Source organism: Scrofimicrobium canadense, from assembly GCF_009696615.1.
GTDB classification, from domain to species: domain Bacteria; phylum Actinomycetota; class Actinomycetes; order Actinomycetales; family Actinomycetaceae; genus Scrofimicrobium; species Scrofimicrobium canadense.
The window spans coordinates 52,087-69,523 of sequence record NZ_VULO01000006.1 but is presented as its reverse complement, the minus strand read 5'-3'; the positions used below and the strand labels follow the sequence as shown (position 1 = coordinate 69,523).

General features: G+C 54.0%; 16 protein-coding genes and 1 CRISPR repeat array. Of the genes, 8 read left to right on the top strand and 8 right to left on the bottom strand.

Annotated features, from left to right (window positions below; all coding sequences use genetic code 11):
- Positions 1-41: 41 nt before the first annotated feature.
- The 7 genes from cas7e (at position 42) to FYJ24_RS12915 (ending at position 6,971) form a co-directional block, all read left to right on the top strand.
- The gene (cas7e, locus tag FYJ24_RS05905) at positions 42-1,163 is read left to right on the top strand and encodes a type I-E CRISPR-associated protein Cas7/Cse4/CasC (RefSeq protein WP_154544536.1); all 1,122 of its coding nucleotides are present in this window, start codon (positions 42-44) and stop codon (positions 1,161-1,163) included.
- A gap of 1 nt (position 1,164) precedes the next feature.
- Positions 1,165-1,860 (top strand): type I-E CRISPR-associated protein Cas5/CasD, encoded by a 696-nt coding sequence (cas5e, locus tag FYJ24_RS05900; protein ID WP_154544534.1) that lies wholly within the window; start codon positions 1,165-1,167, stop codon positions 1,858-1,860.
- The gene (cas6e, locus tag FYJ24_RS05895) at positions 1,857-2,579 is read left to right on the top strand and encodes a type I-E CRISPR-associated protein Cas6/Cse3/CasE (protein WP_206192535.1); all 723 of its coding nucleotides are present in this window, start codon (positions 1,857-1,859) and stop codon (positions 2,577-2,579) included. The genes cas5e and cas6e overlap by 4 nt, the downstream gene beginning before the upstream one ends.
- A gap of 4 nt (positions 2,580-2,583) precedes the next feature.
- Complete coding sequence (gene cas1e, locus FYJ24_RS05890) at positions 2,584-3,525, top strand: type I-E CRISPR-associated endonuclease Cas1e (protein ID WP_154544532.1); 942 nt, start codon at positions 2,584-2,586, stop codon at positions 3,523-3,525.
- Positions 3,525-3,908: a type I-E CRISPR-associated endoribonuclease Cas2e gene (cas2e, locus tag FYJ24_RS05885; RefSeq protein ID WP_154544676.1), complete on the top strand. Its 384-nt coding sequence runs from the start codon at positions 3,525-3,527 to the stop codon at positions 3,906-3,908. The genes cas1e and cas2e overlap by 1 nt, the downstream gene beginning before the upstream one ends.
- Before the next feature lie 140 nt (positions 3,909-4,048).
- Positions 4,049-5,786: direct repeats of the CRISPR family, unit length 29 nt; unit sequence GTGTTCCCCGCGCCCGTGGGGATGAGCCG.
- Between the two features lie 2 nt (positions 5,787-5,788).
- Positions 5,789-6,313: an MFS transporter gene (locus FYJ24_RS13165; RefSeq protein WP_318656567.1), complete on the top strand. Its 525-nt coding sequence runs from the start codon at positions 5,789-5,791 to the stop codon at positions 6,311-6,313.
- Positions 6,198-6,971, top strand: a complete 774-nt coding sequence (locus FYJ24_RS12915; protein ID WP_318656566.1) for an MFS transporter — start codon at positions 6,198-6,200, stop codon at positions 6,969-6,971. Before FYJ24_RS13165 ends, FYJ24_RS12915 begins: the two co-directional genes overlap by 116 nt.
- Before the next feature lie 100 nt (positions 6,972-7,071).
- Here FYJ24_RS12915 and FYJ24_RS13380 read toward each other — a convergent pair whose 3' ends face one another.
- The 8 genes from FYJ24_RS13380 to FYJ24_RS05840 form a co-directional block, all read right to left on the bottom strand.
- Positions 7,072-7,212 carry a glutamine amidotransferase gene (locus tag FYJ24_RS13380; RefSeq protein ID WP_154544530.1) on the bottom strand — a complete coding sequence of 47 codons (141 nt, stop codon included), beginning with the start codon at positions 7,210-7,212 and terminating at the stop codon, positions 7,072-7,074.
- An 18-nt stretch (positions 7,213-7,230) separates the two neighbouring features.
- Positions 7,231-7,968, bottom strand: a complete 738-nt coding sequence (locus FYJ24_RS05870; RefSeq protein WP_154544528.1) for a hypothetical protein — start codon at positions 7,966-7,968, stop codon at positions 7,231-7,233.
- Between the two features lie 7 nt (positions 7,969-7,975).
- Complete coding sequence (locus FYJ24_RS05865; RefSeq protein WP_154544526.1) at positions 7,976-8,704, bottom strand: hypothetical protein; 729 nt, start codon at positions 8,702-8,704, stop codon at positions 7,976-7,978.
- 1 nt (position 8,705) lies between these two features.
- Positions 8,706-9,434, bottom strand: coding sequence for a hypothetical protein (locus tag FYJ24_RS05860; protein ID WP_154544524.1), 729 nt, complete (start codon positions 9,432-9,434; stop codon positions 8,706-8,708).
- A 1-nt stretch (position 9,435) separates the two neighbouring features.
- A complete protein-coding gene (locus tag FYJ24_RS05855; RefSeq protein WP_154544522.1) occupies positions 9,436-10,026 on the bottom strand; it encodes a hypothetical protein in 591 nt (196 codons plus the stop codon).
- A 190-nt stretch (positions 10,027-10,216) separates the two neighbouring features.
- A complete protein-coding gene (locus tag FYJ24_RS13375) occupies positions 10,217-11,995 on the bottom strand; it encodes an alpha/beta hydrolase (RefSeq protein WP_154544520.1) in 1,779 nt (592 codons plus the stop codon).
- A 26-nt stretch (positions 11,996-12,021) separates the two neighbouring features.
- The gene (locus tag FYJ24_RS05845) at positions 12,022-12,309 is read right to left on the bottom strand and encodes a hypothetical protein (protein WP_154544518.1); all 288 of its coding nucleotides are present in this window, start codon (positions 12,307-12,309) and stop codon (positions 12,022-12,024) included.
- 52 nt (positions 12,310-12,361) lie between these two features.
- On the bottom strand, positions 12,362-12,655 hold the full coding sequence (locus FYJ24_RS05840) for a WXG100 family type VII secretion target (RefSeq protein ID WP_154544516.1): 294 nt from the start codon (positions 12,653-12,655) through the stop codon (positions 12,362-12,364).
- Between the two features lie 175 nt (positions 12,656-12,830).
- Between FYJ24_RS05840 and FYJ24_RS05835 the strand changes: the two genes are divergently transcribed.
- Positions 12,831-17,408 carry an FtsK/SpoIIIE domain-containing protein gene (locus FYJ24_RS05835; protein WP_154544514.1) on the top strand — a complete coding sequence of 1,526 codons (4,578 nt, stop codon included), beginning with the start codon at positions 12,831-12,833 and terminating at the stop codon, positions 17,406-17,408.
- Positions 17,409-17,437: the final 29 nt, after the last annotated feature.

Below are 17,437 nucleotides of genomic sequence, written 5' to 3'. Positions count from 1 at the left end.
TTTCACCAGATCACACCAACAAATTGGAAAGGTAACACTTCATGACCACTTATGTCGATATTCACGCGCTGCAAACCTTGCCCCCCAGCAACATTAACCGTGATCAAGATGGCGCGCCAAAGACGGCGATTTTCGGAGGTGTTCCACGGCAACGAGTTTCGTCTCAGGCGTGGAAACACGCGATTCGGAAAGATTTCAATAACAACCTGCCGAAGAACTTACGGGGAATACGCACAAAGCGTGTAACCCAGAGAATCGCCGACGAAATTATCGCAGCCGATCCTCAACGGACCAGAGAGGATGCTGAAGCTGCCGCAGTCAAAGTTCTTGAGGCCGCAAAGATCAAAACCAGTAAACCCAATACCCGTGAGGGCGAGGAAGAACGTGCCCCAGAAGTAGGGTACCTGCTCTTTCTTAGCACCCGGCAGATTGAGAAGATCGCACAGGCTATCGTGGACTCTCCTGACCTAAAGTTCTCCAAGAAAGACTTGGCTGCGCTTTTCGACAGTGACCACTCCTTTGACATTGCCATGTTCGGAAGGATGGTTGCTGATGCTCCCGAATACAACGTTGATGCTGCAGTGCAAGTAGCCCATGCAATCGGAGTATCAGCAACAGAACCCGACTTCGACTTCTTCACCGCCGTCGACGATATTGCGCATGGGGAGGAAGAAACTGGCGCGGGAATGCTTGGAACCGTCCAGATGATGTCTTCGACTCTGTACAGGTATGCCACGGTAAACGTCGATGCGCTTGAGGAAAACCTAGGAGACCCTGAAGCTGCTGTCGAGGCAACGAAAGCGTTCCTTTCTTCGTTTATCTCCTCGCTACCCACGGGAAAAATCAACACTTTTGCTAACCAGACGCTTCCTTACGCGGTTGTTGTCGCGGTTCGCACCGACCGTCCCGTCTCATGGGTGAATGCATTTGAGGAGCCCTTGGCCAATACCGATAGCGGTTACCGGGACGCGGCTGCCGAACGCCTCGCAAAAGAAGCCACATCTATAGGCGCAATGTGCGAAAAAGATGCAGAAGCCACGTGGGTTTTGACCCAACTGGGCCCGGATACTCCACTGGCCCAGCTCGGTGATGTCGTGAATCGAAAAGAACTGATGGACTCAGTCAGCGCCGCAGTTGCTACCGCGTTATCAGAGGACCAATAGTATGCAGTCGTTGCTTTTGAAGCTCAAAGCACCGCTGCAATCGTGGTCCCACCAGAGTCGGTTTCGTAGCCGAAGTGCCGGGGATGAACCCACAAAATCTGGTGTTCTTGGGATGTTGGCAGCCGCGCAAGGGCGGCGTCGCACCGACCCGATTGAGGACTTAGTGAAACTCGAGTTTGGGGTGCGCATAGATCAGCCGGGCACGCTAGAGCGAGATTTTCAAACTGCGGTTGATTGGCGTAAAGGTCCGCCAGGAACCATTGTAACTCGCTACTATCTGGCTGACGCAGTATTCGTCGCCGCCGTCTCTGGGCCGCCAGAAGTCCTTGAACAACTCCAGGCGGCAATCGCCTCGCCAAAATACCCACTGTACTTAGGTAGACGTGCATGCCCAGCAAATGCTGATCTTCTTTTAGGAATCAAAGACGGAGATGTGGAAGCCGCTTTACGAGCCGAACCATGGCATGCGGCGCCCTGGTACCGGAAAACCAAAGCAACAGAGGTCTACTTGCCGTTGCTTCGTGATGGTCGGCCAGAGGAAGTAGGAGACTTCCGCAAGGATGTTCCGTTGAGCTACGCATCGGAAAACCGTCAATACGGGCTGCGGGAAGTGGTCGAGGTTGAATCGGTCAGGGTACACAATGATCTTGGACAATCTGCGCGAGACCCCTTCTTCGAGGCGGTGGTGAAAGCATGACCTGGTTTGCTGCAATGAATATCAATCCTCAACGGCGGGGAGGCAGAAAACTCATCAGTTCACCGCAGGCAATGCACGCCGCAGTCATGTCGGCATTCGAACCCGGATCGCTTGACAGTGTGGAGGGAAGGCCACTGTGGAGGCTGGATATCGATAAACCTGTCTACAGGCTCTATATAGTCAGCCCACTGCGTCCCGATCTGCATCACATCATTGAGCAAGCTGGATGGCAGGGACAACGGTGGGACACAACTCCTTACACTCCATTTCTTGATCGCCTCCGACAAGGCCAAAGATGGGGCTTCCGATTCACCGCTAATCCCACCAAGCGAGGCCCCTCGCATGGGGGGCGGGGAGAACTGCAGCCACAAAAGTCTGTTACAAAGCAGACTCAATGGTTGCTGGAGCGCAGCTCAAAATGGGGATTCACCATTCCAGATATTGAGATTCCCAGGACTATGATCTCTCCGACAGAAGGCTCAGAAACTGACAGTTTGCTAACATCCCCTGACGTGAAAGTCACTAGCCGTGAGGAAAAGAGATTCAGCCGTAGGGGTGCCACAGACAAGAAAGCTTCTACCGTCACCATTGTGCAGGCCCAATATGAGGGAACTCTAGAGATCAGTGACGTTGATGCCTTGAGGTATTCCTTAACAAATGGGATTGGGCGCGGAAAAGCCTACGGTTGTGGATTGCTAACTCTCAAAGAACCGAGGTGACGTAATGGCATTGCCTGGGATGCCACCACCCGAACGTATAGAACTGGGCCGGATCGAAGACAGGTGGTCATTTGTATACCTGGAGCGATGCACTGTTCATAGGGATGCCAACGCAATCACCGCCACTGACCAAGAAGGAACCATCCACATACCGGTAGCAGTACTTGGGTGTCTCCTTCTTGGTCCCGGTGCGCGGGTCACGCACGCTGCAATGTCTTTGCTTGGTGATTGCGGGGCCAGTGTGGTGTGGGTGGGGGAAAATGGTGTCCGCTACTATGCACACGGACGTTCCTTGGCTAAATCATCCCGACTTCTAGAGACGCAAGCACGTCTGGTTTCGAATAATAAGAGTCGCCTCGAGGTCGCTCGAACCATGTACTCGTGGCGTTTTCCTGGTGAAGACGTTGAGGCTCTCACCATGCAACAGCTACGGGGACGGGAAGGTGCCCGCGTGCGGCGTGTGTACCGACAGGAAGCTGCGCGCGTGGGGATTAACTGGGACAAACGAGACTATGACCGTGATGACATAACTACTGGTGACCCAGTGAATCAAGCCCTAACCGCGGCCAATGCAAGCCTGTATGGAATCGTGCATTCGGTGATTGTTGCACTTGGGTGCAGTCCGGGACTTGGTTTTGTCCACTCAGGCACTGACCGAGCCTTCGTATATGACATTGCAGATCTCTACAAAGCAGTCGTGACCATACCGGCAGCTTTTGAAGCTGCTGCGTCCCCTGAAGATAATCTGCTGTCACAAGTAAGGAGAAAGGTGCGTGACGCAGTTGTCTCAGAGAGGCTTCTCAAGACTTGCGCACGAGACATTCTTACCTTGCTCAAGGCTGATCCTCAAGAAGTATGGGAACTGGATGATTCGTTGTCGCTCTGGTCTGGAAAAGGCGACACGACCGTGGAATCTGGGAAGAATTACGCAGGTGATGCGACGTGATGGTCTTGGTGCTATCCGCCTGTCCAGCCGGGCTACGCGGTGACTTAACGAAATGGTTGCTTGAAGTAAGTTCAGGAGTTTTTGTCGGCAAAGGCTCTGCCAGGTTACGCGAAGAAATCTGGAAAAGAGTGTGCGAGCTTTGCCGAGATGGCAGGGCCATCATGATCTACTCATCCGATGGTGAGCAACGATTGCGGTTCAAGGTTCACCGTCATGAGTGGGAACCAGTAGATCTTGATGGACTGATACTGATGAAACGCAAGACCTCGGAGGGTAAACGGTATGGAAGACGAACTGGGTGGAGCAATGCGCGCGCTTCTAGGCGTGCGCGAACCCCGGCATGGAGCAGGCAGCGTGGAAAAAACGACAATATTGATGAGTGAAGTTACCTTTCCTAAAGACCATTCCAGACGGGGGAATGTAGGCCGTTTTGAGCGTGTTGGTCTTTTTTTGGGGTTCTACCTGTTTGTTAAAAGTGAATTAGAATCGCGGGTCCGTACAATATAATTGCTGGTGATCAAGTGTGTTCCCCGCGCCCGTGGGGATGAGCCCTGGCCGGGTCATGGGATGAGGACATGGGTGCAGTGTTCCCCGCGCCCGTGGGGATGAGCCGATAACCACCAATGTCAGCCATGACAGTAGACGGTGTTCCCCGCGCCCGTGGGGATGAGCCGGTCGTGTCTCTCTAGTAGCATGATTGTATCGCGTGTTCCCCGCGCCCGTGGGGATGAGCCGCCATCTCAGAGCGGCTTGCAGAGGGACCGAGGGTGTTCCCCGCGCCCGTGGGGATGAGCCGTAAAAGGCTAAGCCCTAAAGCTTAGCCTTCTAGTGTTCCCCGCGCCCGTGGGGATGAGCCGGTCCACCGCGTCGAGTTGCGTTGAGTCGGGTTGTGTTCCCCGCGCCCGTGGGGATGAGCCGATCACGCGGCGAAACTGCGGATGCTCGCTGACGTGTTCCCCGCGCCCGTGGGGATGAGCCCAAAAAGGAGAAAACAGTGGACAGATTAGAGGCGTGTTCCCCGCGCCCGTGGGGATGAGCCCATGCCGCTGATCGACCGCAAGCGCTTCGCACTGTGTTCCCCGCGCCCGTGGGGATGAGCCGAGACGAAACGGGGCCGGGGTACATAGACGGGAGTGTTCCCCGCGCCCGTGGGGATGAGCCGGGCTGTCGGGCATATACCAGTGGGAGCGCAGAGTGTTCCCCGCGCCCGTGGGGATGAGCCGCACGACTGCACGCACATTGACGGCGAGGTGCAGTGTTCCCCGCGCCCGTGGGGATGAGCCGTCAACCCTGGCGGCAACAGGCCGCCCCGGTCGGTGTTCCCCGCGCCCGTGGGGATGAGCCGGTCACGCGCCCGCCTTTGCGTCCATCGCGCAGGTGTTCCCCGCGCCCGTGGGGATGAGCCCGGGGACTCACCCCCAACCACGGGAATAGTCGAGTGTTCCCCGCGCCCGTGGGGATGAGCCCCATTTGCCGTCACCAGTAGCGAAATATGGTTGGTGTTCCCCGCGCCCGTGGGGATGAGCCAGATTGGTAGCCAACGCCTGATAGATAGGAATACGTGTTCCCCGCGCCCGTGGGGATGAGCCGCACGCGGGGCATAGTATGTGCAATAAATGCTAGTGTTCCCCGCGCCCGTGGGGATGAGCCGTGACCTGGTCCCAGTCGGGGCAAGGCGCACTAGTGTTCCCCGCGCCCGTGGGGATGAGCCGTCGAGGATGCCACCATTCGCGTAGCCACGATCGTGTTCCCCGCGCCCGTGGGGATGAGCCGCAGATTACTCAGGAAAGGCAAAACTATGCAGAGTGTTCCCCGCGCCCGTGGGGATGAGCCGTCAAGCAGCTTGAGCCGAAGGCTGAGGCGTTTGTGTTCCCCGCGCCCGTGGGGATGAGCCGTGTTGGGGCCGGTGTCTTCTGGCGCGTTGATGGTGTTCCCCGCGCCCGTGGGGATGAGCCGTGCTTTACGACCGCTGAAAAGAAAGCATCGTCGTGTTCCCCGCGCCCGTGGGGATGAGCCGCGAAAACATGCGCTATAAGCTCGGAGAGATAGGTGTTCCCCGCGCCCGTGGGGATGAGCCCTGACCTGGGACTCTCAGAGTGGATAGAAGAAAGTGTTCCCCGCGCCCGTGGGGATGAGCCGGCGTAGGGGCCACCGCCGAATACCTGACAATCGTGTTCCCCGCGCCCGTGGGGATGAGCCCGTCGGCGCGCGCGTGAGCGATAAACTCGGCGTGTGTTCCCCGCGCCCGTGGGGATGAGCCGTCCTGCTGTCAGTTGGCGCAGATGCCGATCCCGTATTCCCCATTATTGCCCACTTTGGCGAACGGCTTGGCCGCAAATGGGTTATGGTTTCCACTTTGGCACTCATGGGGACTGCGACGTTCCTCGTGGGATGTCTCCCCAGTTTCGCCGCCATCGGCGTTGCTGCGCCGATCCTCTTATTCCTTCTGAGGCTCCTCCAGGACCTAGGTGCGGGAGCCGAGCAGTCTGGTTCAGCCACTCTTCTCACTGAAACTGCGCCTCCGGGAAAACGTGGTCGTATGTCGTCATCGGTGATGGTTGGTGCTGCCGGAGGAACAGTTCTTGGTACGTTCATGTTTGCGGTTGTTCAGTGGGTCATGCCGGAAGAGGCATTTATCAGCTGGGGGGTGGCGGATCATCTTCCTGGCATCGATTCTGGTTATTTTTGGTGCGTGGCTTATCTGCCGTCATCTCGCAAAATCACCTGTGTTTGTCGAGTTGAAGAACTCCACGGATGCCGAACATGCCGAATCGGCACCCATCGTTGAAGCGTTCAAGTATGGTTGGAAAAGCATTTTTATGGTCGCAGTAATGAACTGGGGGCCAAATACTAACTCTTATACTGTCCAAACATTCTTTGTGACCTTTGTTACCGCATATGTTGTACTTCCTGGTACCAGCGAGTTCTTCCCGCGTTCCACGATCACAGTCATTCAGCTCATCGGAGCAATCGTCGGAATGATCTCCGCATTCACCTGGGGATTCTTGTCTGATCGATTTGGACGTAAACCGATCTATCTTCTGATCGCAGGTCTGGGCATCGTAATGCCTATCGTTTATTTTACGCTGCTCAATACAGGTCTCACCGTGTTGGTCGGCCTTGCGGTAGTTTTGGGATATATTTTCGCAGCTTACGGTAACGACGGAGTGCAAATGGCCTACTTCCCAGAGCTCTTTGGTACTCGGTACCGGTATGCCGGAGTCACGATTGCTCACGAGCTTTCCTCCCTCATTGGGGGTGGCATCGCACCATTCATTTGCTCGTGGCTATTATTGCAATTTGGGACGTGGATTCCGATTGCGATCTATATGTCATTCACCATGATCTGTACCGTGATTGCCTCGATAATGGTTCCTGAAACTGTTGACCGCGACCTCACGATTGCGACTGACGCAGTACCTGGACAGGCTCGCACTGCCTCGTAAATGGTTTCGAGAGGTGTGGCCTCGTAGCCTGCGATATTTCGCGAGGGTGCGAGGCCACAATGATATTCGGCGTTTCGATACTGCCCCTTAGGACTGGTTTTTAGAGTTCATGTGAAAGCCACCGAACGGATCGATCAAACAGTTGCTCATAACCGTCCCACTGCATGAACTCTTCAGGTGCCCAGTGAGGAGAAATATCTGATGCATAAGATAGCTTAAGTTTAGGTTGGAAGTAGAACATCTTCTTGGGTGGCGGTGTTTAGTCGTCGGTGGTGATGTAGCAGCCGCTGTCAAGAGTGACTCTTGCGCCTCCAGAGCCCTGTTCCATCCAGATGCTGATCATGTCGTCGGTGTCGGCGGCCATCATGTAGTTGCGTTTGCCTTCTTCGTCACTGGAACGGTACTGGTTTTCTCTCTTGTTGATGCCTGGATAGTATTTGTTGAGGATCTCAATCATCTGCGTGTATTGCTCGTCAGTGGGGTCCACCGAAGTAACTTTAGACAATAAAACGTAACGTCCGATACCGAAGTGGTATTCCGAGTTAGGGTCTGCCGGCCCACACCTACCCCCACTGTCTTGGTGGTCTTCCCAGGGTCCTACACCGAGGGTTTCTTCTATCTCGCTAAGGGCTTCCATGAGGGGCTCTTCCAAGGCGGTGCCGAGTTCTTTGAAAGTGAGGTGTTGGTATTGGACAAACGGATAATACGCGGGCGCATCCCTATTCGTTGCAGGTATGTGACTGCGCCAGTCTTCCACAATTTCTGGCAACTCACCTTTGTTGGGATACCTGCCTAGCCCGTATGCGGCAATCATTTCATTCCATGTAATACGTTCACCTGGCGCGACCATCGTAGTATCCCCTTTCCCAGAACCTCGTGACTGCACAGTTTCCACCCCGCTGTTGGTGGTGTCAGTGGTGCCGCAGGCAGCTAACACTATTCCCAGTAGACACGCGGCAATGGCCAGGGTGGCGTGTCGATGGTGGCGTGGTGTCATGATGGTGTCAGTGACCGGTGGCGATGTAGCAGCCGCTGTCAAGAGTGACTCTTGCGCCTCCAGAGCCCTGTTCCATCCAGATGCTGATCATGTCGTCGGTGTCGGCGGCCATCATGTAGTTGCGTTTGCCTTCTTCGTCACTGGAACGGTACTGGTTTTCTCTCTTGTTGATGCCTGGATAATACTTGTTGAGGATCTCAATCATCTGCGCGTATTGCTCATCAGTGGGATCGACCGAAGTAACTTTAGACAATAAAACGTAACGTCCGATACCGAAATGGTATTCCGAGTTAGGGTCTGCCGGCCCACACCTGCCCCCACTGCCTTGGTGGTCTTCCCAGGGTCCTACACCGAGGGTTTCTTCTATCTCGCTAAGGGCTTCCATGAGGGGTTCTTCCAGGGCGGTGCCGAGTTCTTTGAAAGTGAGGTGTTGGTATTGGACAAACGGATAATACGCGGGCGCATCCCTATTCGTTGCAGGTATGTGACTGCGCCAGTCTTCCACAATTTCTGGCAACTCACCTTTGTTGGGATACCTGCCTAGCCCGTATGCGGCAATCATTTCATTCCATGTAATACGTTCACCTGGCGCGACCATCGTAGTATCCCCTTTCCCAGAACCTCGTGACTGCACAGTTTCCACCCCACTACCAGTGGCGCCGCAGGAAGCTAACAGTATTCCCAACAGGCACGCAGTGATGATGTGAGTAACTTGTCGATGGTGGCGCAGTTTCATGTTAGTCGTCGAGGGTGATGTAGCAGCCGCTGTCAAGAGTGACCATGGCTCCGCCTATGTCTTTGTCCATCCAGATACTGATGAGGTCGTCGGTGTCGGCTGCCATCTGATAGTTGCGTTTGCCTTCTTCGTCACTGGAACGGTACTGGTTTTCTCTCTTGTTGATGCCTGGATAGTATTTGTTGAGGATCTCTATCATCTGCGTGTATTGCTCGTCAGTGGGATCGACCGAGGTGACTTTGAGTAAACGCACGTAACCGCCGATACCGAAGTGGTATTCCGAGTTGGGGTTAGCTGGGCCGCAGGCGCCGCCGTGTTTTTCGTGGTGTTCCCAGGGTCCTACACCGAGGGTTTCTTCTATCTCGCTAAGGGCTTCCATGAGGGGTTCTTCCAAGGCGGTGCCGAGCTCTTTGAAAGTGAGGTGTTGGTATTGGACGAACGGGTAATACGCGGGCGCATCCCTATTCGTTGCAGGTATGTGACTGCGCCAGTCTTCCACAATTTCTGGCAACTCACCTTTGTTGGGATACCTGCCTAGCCCGTATGCGGCAATCATCCGATTCCATGTAATACGTTCACCTGGCGCGACCATCGTAGTATCCCCTTTCCCAGAACCTCGTGACTGCACAGTTTCCACCCCACTACCAGTGGCGCCGCAGGAAGCTAACAGTATTCCTAACAGACACGCAGTAATGGTCGGAATAACTTGTCGATGGTGGCGCAGTTTCATGTTAGTCGTCGAGGGTGATGTAGCAGCCGCTGTCAAGAGTGACTCTTGCGCCTCCAGAGCCCTGTTCCATCCAGATGCTGATCATGTCGTCGGTGTCGGCGGCCATCATGTAGTTGCGTTTGCCTTCTTCGTCACTGGAACGGTACTGGTTTTCTCTCTTGTTGATGCCTGGATAGTATTTGTTGAGGATCTCTATCATCTGCGTGTATTGCTCGTCAGTGGGATCGACCGAAGTAACTTTAGACAATAAAACGTAACCGCCGATACCGAAGTGGTATTCCGAGTTGGGGTTAGCTGGGCCGCAGGCGCCGCCGTGTTTTTCGTGGTGTTCCCAGGGTCCTACACCGAGGGTTTCTTCTATCTCGCTAAGGGCTTCCATGAGGGGTTCTTCCAAGGCGGTGCCGAGCTCTTTGAAAGTGAGGTGTTGGTATTGGACGAACGGGTAATACGGGGGTGCGTCCTTGTTCGTTGCAGGTATGTGACTGCGCCAGTCTTCCACAATTTCTGGCAACTCACCTTTGTTGGGATACCTGCCTAGCCCGTATGCGGCAATCATCCGATTCCATGTGATACGTTCACCTGGCGCGACCATCGTAGTATCCCCTCCGTTGGGTGATGCGGGTTGGTGTGGAGTCGGGGTGGCTGTTCCCAGACATCCCGTGAGGGCTCCTATTAGGGCTATCGACACAAACACCGGTGTTATTTTTCTACTGAGAGCATGTTTTAACGTTTTCTTACGACCGGAAGGGCTGCTCCGGGTAGTTCTAGTTTTCAAGGTTACGTCAGCCAAAATCGCTCCCCTGAGGATACTCCGTTGCTATTTCTTGTTTTGGAATCACATATGGAGAGCCTTTACCCGACATGATGATTCCGATATTGAGATCAGTAGAGGTAGGAGACGGGGTCTCCGCAGGGTCCGATGTAGCGTGTGTATAGCTATGCCCGTCAAAGCTAGTCCCAGAGAACTGTTGACCGTTGTGGGTAATTTCTCCAACATTGAGGTGATTGACGGTATCACCCAGAGCCCGGAAAGGAACACCGTGAACAGGAGCAATAGTTGCCATTATTTGCACAAAGTCTGTTGCATTCGATGCGAAAAACATATCCTCAATGGGCAACTTCGGATCAACGTTTAAGGGCACTCCGGGACCTCCTGCAAATACAGCCCGGTCAAAGGCATGGTCGGGGTCAGTCAGTGCGTTGAGTCCAACTACCGTGCCGTAGGAATGCCCCGAGAATACTAATAGCGGTTCAGTCGAGTTCTTTGATGTTGCCTTGATTCCCTGAGAAAACCTGACCAACGCGTCTGACGCATCCCAGGCCGCAAAAGGCAATACAACCGAGTTTCGCTGAGGCACCTCACCCCAATCAGGAGCATTGTATCCAAGCCAGTACACAGCAGCGGTAGAACCTGTATTATTGAGTTCCTTTTTGGTTATGTCGCGTTGTATGTTCAGTGTGGTCATGGCGTCGGTGATGGTGGTGCCGCCAACGGTTGTGTTCATGCCGGGGACATGTACAGTCATGTTTGTGCCGTGAGTGATGTCACCGGTAGCGATAATGGCTTGTACGTGAGCGGTGTTGCCGTGGTAGCCCAAAAGCACCAGCATATCGTCAGCGTTTTTCTTGCCTCTGTTCCATTTGTTGAGTTGGTTTTTGAGGTCTTGGATGTCTTGGCGCCGTGCGTTGAATAATGCTTTATCTCTTATGAGAGTCTCGAGATATTCGTTGTTTATGGAGGGAAAGGTCATAGCCGCTTTGATTTCTGTTTCGAGTTCTTCGATTTTGGTATTGAGGGCTTTGAGGTCTGTGTTCATTTGGATTAGGTTGGCTTGCTCACGGAAGTTGGGGGGTATGCCATCAAGGTTACCGATCACGGCAGGGTAGTGTCTGACCAGCCAGTGTTGTTCTGCCTCTTCCAGGTTTTCATACCACGCGTTGATCTGGGTTGGAGACATACTCCCAGTGTTAAGAAGAGTGCGGGCAAGAGCTGCTGCCGTGGCGGGATCAATACCAACAGTCGAGGCTACCGGTGAAGAAAACAGGTTTGCTAGTACTCCCTTGCGTGGCAAGAGGCTACTTGACACCGCACTGGTATGCGAAGCGATTTGACTGGCAATACTACTGCCCAGTTCCTGGCGTTGCTGGTCCAACTCATCAAGACGAGCCTGATAAGTACTGACCTGGCCAGGTCCCATCACTAGTTCACGCTGAACACTGGCCGGAACAGGATCAGTTGGATCATTGTTCTGTTTCCAGGACTGCGCATCTTGTAAAGCCATTTCAGCTTCTTCAAGATTAGCTTTAGCGATAAGCGCATCGTTGCGTATTTGCTCGACCTGTTGAGCATAATCCCGCAAAATATCAGCAACTTGCTGCTCAGCATTAATCCGACTATTCACACATACCTGCAAAGGCACAAGAGAAAACTGTAGGGAAACAAAAGCCTGCCCATAACCAGCAGCTGCTAATCTCCCCAAAGCATCATTAATCGCCTTGTTCCCATCCAGAAGATACTGCTGATCACTCAAAGAAGCGGCGTTGGCACGTATAGAATCCACGTCACCTCTCAAAGCAGTATCACCCCTCACCAAGAACCCCCCTCCGCAATCATGACAGCCAGACCCCGATCAAGCTCTGTGAAACTCTCGCTCATTCGCGTAGCATTCACCCCCGATGTATTCAGTCCCTCAGCCAGATCATCAGCTAAGCTAGTGCAGGCCTGACCAAAATGCGCCATGGCTTCCGCTACCGCGGTATCACCAAAATCTGCGGTGCAATAAGCTGGCAATATCTGCACCAACGCGGCAGCCTCGTAAAGAACACTCACCACATCAGCAACAGCGCTGCTATCGATTCTTAGCCCACTAGCCATATGTGATTATCTCCAAATACGCAACAGCCCCTGCCCCAAGAAACACCCTCACCTAGTTGATACGAGAAGCGATTTGTGCATCCAACTCACTCATAGCCGCAGCAGTCTGCTTCAAAAAGGCTTCAATCTCAGAAAGCTTAGCGATCACCGTATTCGCCGACGTCGTATAGTCGTTATAAGCAGCTTGAAACTTGCCGGATGCCTGGTCAGTGACAAATCCCGAAGAAACCAAATTCTGTATCTGTCCCTGCATCACCTGCAACCGAGACGTAATATCTTCCCGGCCATTACCAAGCTGCTGCGCCGCAGCCTCAATCTCACCATACGTGACCTGTATATTCGCCATCCTCGGCACCTCCAATACATAAAAAAACAACTCAAGCGACACCACTCAAGCACCACCATCGTATGCCTCAGACAACAACAAAAACCACACACCACCACCATACGAGACAAAGTAACCGGACGATTGAATAAGTGGGCAATATTGAGTTACCCGTCTGACGAAAGAATTACCAGACATGAAGATCAGGATTTCTGCTGTACGGTACGGCAATGGTGCGGAACGTATTCTCTGCGATGGAATCATCACCGCGGACAATACAACAAGTGTGCACGACATAGCCGACACCTTAATCCGCGCAGGCATGGGATCCCCAGCCTTGGTTCCCTATGCGTTAGCAACCACGGTCCCACTGACAATCAAAACATCGGCGTCGAGTGGTGCAATGCCACTGATACTAGATTCGGCCTCCCCGATAGGCGACAGTGGCTTACGTCAAGGCGACATCATCGAGCCCGTTTTGGAATCTCACCCCGGTGAGGGCACTCGGCTGCATCCCCCGATCGCGACCATCAGTGTGGTCGGGGGAGAACAAGACGGAGCGCTCTATCTGCCTTCGGCTGGAGATAGCCTTATTGGCCGCGATCGCTCTTGCCGGATTCGTTTGCTTGACAAAGAAGTATCGCGCCGACATGCGATGCTCCGGCCGTGTCCAGAGGGAATCGAAATAGAAGATTTAGGTTCTGCCAACGGCACGACAATCATTGAGGGAGACGCGCACTATGACAGTGAGCGACCTGGTGTTATCAGAGTAGGAAGAGTGGCGGCAGCCCTCATATCTGTGGGTGGGACGATGCTCCGGATCGAAAGTAGCCCTCCTTCGCCGGGCAGTTCACTCACGCCTCCGACAGGGAAGTACTTACCATCCCCAGTGGTCACCCCTTCTTTTGTTCCAGACAGTATTGAGCTGCCATCGCCCCCGCCACAACCTCGACGTCCTCGTTTTCCTCTCGTTGCCATGGTGGCACCCCTGCTTATGGGAACTGTCATGTTTGCCGTCACACGGTCTCCCCTGAGTCTCATATTCATTGCGATTTCCCCTCTCATCATGGTGGGAACCTGGCTGGACAATGTCATTAGTGGTCGCAGGACCCTTAAAACCAAGAGAGAAGAATACGAACTCAATCTGGCTCAAACGGGGCGGGAACTAGAAGAAGACCGCCGCAAAGAACAAGAACACCGCAATCAAGAAGCCGTGCGCGCCATAGATCTGGTTGAGGCGCCAGCCAAGTTAGCACCTATTTTATGGTCGAGGCGGGCAGAACAAGCCGCGTTTTTAGAGTTGACTCTGGGGCAAGCAACGCTCCCCAGTCGCAAAGAAATCATACTTCCACCGCGCTCAGATGTGTCAGCTGAAGAATGGTCCAAAGTAAAGAATCTTTACGAACAATACCGGTACGTGTCTCACGTGCCCCTAGTAGAACAACTTCAAACATGTGGCAGTGTGGGTGTCACCGGCTGCGACAACTGGCTAATGTCCGCAGCCCGGGCCATCGTTATTCAGCTGACCGCCCTCCATTCCCCAGCGGATCTGGTTTTTGCTGCCTTTGCGAACGAAAAACAAGCGGGCGGGGAATGGAGTTGGCTGAAGTGGTTGCCGCACGCCGATTCTGTCTACAGTCCGTTGGCTGCCCCGCATCTTGTAGCAGATGAGCGTAGCTCTGCAGCCCTGATCCTGGCCATAGAGAGTATCATCAACAGCCGGACAGCGGCGCATAACGGGCGGACTGTTCGCTCCCATATCAACAATGCGGTCTCAGCCGGTGCCCCAGGAAGCAAGCCTACCTATACGCAAGACATGCTTCCCGCAATTGTTGTGCTTGTGTTAGACGCCGGAAACGTTGATATTGCCCGTCTTGTTAGTGCCGCAGAAGAAGGTCCTGACGTCGGTGTTCATTTCATATGGGTTGATCCGGTGCCTCAACAGATCCCGGCAGCTTGCCGCACCGTGCTCACGGTGGAATATTCTTCATGGACGGTGGGGTTTGTTCGCCAAAGCACTACCATCCCACTGTCCAGCATTGACGCCGTGGATTTGCCAGATGCGGAACGTTTTGCCCGCGAACTTGCCCCCATCAGCGATATTGGGGCGCGAATCCTTGACGAAAGTGACTTGCCATCTTCGGTAACTATCGATGAACTGGTGCAAGAAGATGTATTGGGTTCGCCGCAAGCTATTGTGCGCCGTTGGGCTGACACGGATTCTCTGCACTCCCACTGGACCGCCGGGCAGGATCGAACCGACCATGGAATGAGGGCTGTTGTGGGACAAGGCAACGACGGACCCGCATACCTGGACCTTCGTACTCACGGCCCCCACGCGTTGGTTGGAGGTACAACCGGATCGGGTAAATCAGAGTTCCTACAGACCTGGATTACATCGCTTGCAGCCAGTTATTCCCCTGATCAAGTTACCTTTCTTTTGGTCGACTACAAGGGTGGGGCAGCATTTGCTGACTGTGTCAATCTTCCGCACACCGTCGGGTTAGTCACCGACCTCAACACCCACCTGGTTCGTCGTGCGTTGACCTCTTTGAGAGCAGAACTGCGTTACCGCGAAGAGCTTTTGGCCGAAAAAAACGCTAAAGACCTGCTCTCGTTAGAACTTAGGGGAGACCCCGAGGCGCCTCCCGCATTGGTAATTGTCGTCGACGAATTTGCGGCTTTAGTATCGGAAATTCCAGAGTTTGTTGACGGGGTAATTGACGTGGCACAGCGTGGCCGTTCACTTGGTCTGCACCTGATCCTGGCAACCCAACGCCCTTCAGGAGTAATCAAAGACAATTTGCGTGCCAACACGAATCTTCGCGTAGCTTTGCGTATGGCCGATGAAAATGACAGCAGTGACGTGATTGGGAGTAAGGAAGCCGCGTTCTTTACGCCCGAGACTCCAGGACGTGCAGCAGCCAAAGTGGGGGCCGGGAGTCTTTGGCACTTCCAGACAGCATATTTGGGAGGACGGCGGTCAAATGCCATTCAATCAGCCGTGGAAATCACCAGTCTAGATTTCGGGAGACAGGTCCCCTGGCAGGTCTTCATACCTCCTAGTTCACCAAAGAAATCGTCGCGCCCCAAAGGCCCTCGAGATATTGAGAGTTTGACCAAATCGATTGCTTTGGCAGCTGATAATGCGCAGCTGGATACGCCTCGTAAACCGTGGGTGGCACAGTTGGATTCGGAGATTTCTTTCGCCAGCCTGCAAATGGCAACTACCATGGACAATCTACTGATTGGCGAGGTCGACCAACCACATTTACAACGAAAAGCACCTGAATCTCTCTTACTGAGTGAGGTTGGGAACGCTGTTATATATGGCGGTCCAGGGAGTGGCAAGAGTACTGCGCTGCTGACGTGTGCCTATTCGCTTGTCATTGCAGATACCGCCGCACATATCTATGGTATTGATGCAGGTGGAAACGCTCTACAGATTTTGTCAACATTGCCGAACACAGGTGCGATTATTCCCAGTATTGAAAGAGACCGCGTTGGGCGCCTTCTCACCAGACTGAAGAACACTGTTGATTCAAGAATCCAGATGCCTGAAGGGACCGAGCATTCTCCGATTCTGCTGTTGATCGATGGTATTGCCACGTTTCGAGAGCAGTTCGAGTTCTCCCGCCAGTCCACTAATCCATTTGAGGATCTCTCTCATATTATTCGCCGCGGTCGCACCGTCGCAGTACACGCGATTTTCACATGCGAAAGAACGAACGGACTTCCCACTAGTTTGGCTGCCTCGATTCCAGAGCGTTTTACCCTGCGCCAACCCTCCGATAACGACTACCAACTGCTGGGAGTTGCCCCTACAATTCTTAGTGAAGCACCCCCTGGCAGAGCTGTGCGGATTGGAACCGACGAAGAAATTCAATGGGCGTGCCCCGGAAACACAAGCAGCATCGAGGACACACAGAAGGCCTTTGCAGCTGTAGCACATACAACGGGGGAGTCCCTCATTGATCCACCGTGGAAGATTCCTCCGGTCCCGACCGAAATCGCTCGCCGCGAATTGGATATTTGCGGTTCTCAGTCAGCTTTTGCTATCACCACCGCAGAACTGACACCAGTGACATTGCCCAAAGAAGGATTCATGTTGGTATCCGGGCCCGCAGGGTCAGGGCGCACCACGGCTATCCGTTCCATGCTTGCTGCTTTTACCGAAAAAGCCAATCTGGAGCGCCGCGACGTCGAGGCATACCTCATTTCCCCGGCAAAAAGCCCACTAGGTGGAGTCATGGCATGGGCCGGTATCGCCGACACCGCCTCGTCCAGGGAAAAAATCATAAGCTTACTGAGAGAACGACTTGACGACGTGCCAGCAGAACAACCAAATTTCTTAACGTTGCCGACCATCGGCACCACCGAAACTATCAGTCCCGAGGTACCCTCACATAAGCCTGACGCTCCCCCATTTCCGAAAGACGGGGCTGTGCCTCTAGTGGTCATTGAAGACATCGGTGGCTTCAACGGCACAGGTAACGAGAGAGACCTTGCCGTGCTCATGCGATTACTGCGCAGAGAAGACATACCGACAATCATCGAAGCTGAGAATGCCACCATCAACAGCGTATGGGACCTGTCGAGCCAACTTCGTGGAGTGCGATGGGCCATTGCCCTGCAACCTGACGCCAACGATGTTCCCGGAATCTTCACAGTCTCATTTACGCACTTCAAACGGGCCGATGCGCCGCCGGGCCGCGGTGTCCTCATCCGTTCAGGAGCGGTGGAAGGAATTCACGTCGCCTTGCCGGATCTCTAGCCCTGGGACTACTTCATTATGCCGTGGAC

Coding starts and splice junctions, on each gene's coding strand:
- cas7e (WP_154544536.1), top strand. CDS start 42: ATGACCACTTATGTCGATATTCACGCGCTGCAAACCTTGCCCCCCAGC.
- cas5e (WP_154544534.1), top strand. CDS start 1,165: ATGCAGTCGTTGCTTTTGAAGCTCAAAGCACCGCTGCAATCGTGGTCC.
- cas6e (WP_206192535.1), top strand. CDS start 1,857: ATGACCTGGTTTGCTGCAATGAATATCAATCCTCAACGGCGGGGAGGC.
- cas1e (WP_154544532.1), top strand. CDS start 2,584: ATGGCATTGCCTGGGATGCCACCACCCGAACGTATAGAACTGGGCCGG.
- cas2e (WP_154544676.1), top strand. CDS start 3,525: ATGGTCTTGGTGCTATCCGCCTGTCCAGCCGGGCTACGCGGTGACTTA.
- FYJ24_RS13380 (WP_154544530.1), bottom strand. CDS start 7,212: ATGTTCTACTTCCAACCTAAACTTAAGCTATCTTATGCATCAGATATT.
- FYJ24_RS05870 (WP_154544528.1), bottom strand. CDS start 7,968: ATGACACCACGCCACCATCGACACGCCACCCTGGCCATTGCCGCGTGT.
- FYJ24_RS05865 (WP_154544526.1), bottom strand. CDS start 8,704: ATGAAACTGCGCCACCATCGACAAGTTACTCACATCATCACTGCGTGC.
- FYJ24_RS05860 (WP_154544524.1), bottom strand. CDS start 9,434: ATGAAACTGCGCCACCATCGACAAGTTATTCCGACCATTACTGCGTGT.
- FYJ24_RS05855 (WP_154544522.1), bottom strand. CDS start 10,026: ATGGTCGCGCCAGGTGAACGTATCACATGGAATCGGATGATTGCCGCA.
- FYJ24_RS05845 (WP_154544518.1), bottom strand. CDS start 12,309: ATGGCTAGTGGGCTAAGAATCGATAGCAGCGCTGTTGCTGATGTGGTG.
- FYJ24_RS05840 (WP_154544516.1), bottom strand. CDS start 12,655: ATGGCGAATATACAGGTCACGTATGGTGAGATTGAGGCTGCGGCGCAG.
- FYJ24_RS05835 (WP_154544514.1), top strand. CDS start 12,831: ATGAAGATCAGGATTTCTGCTGTACGGTACGGCAATGGTGCGGAACGT.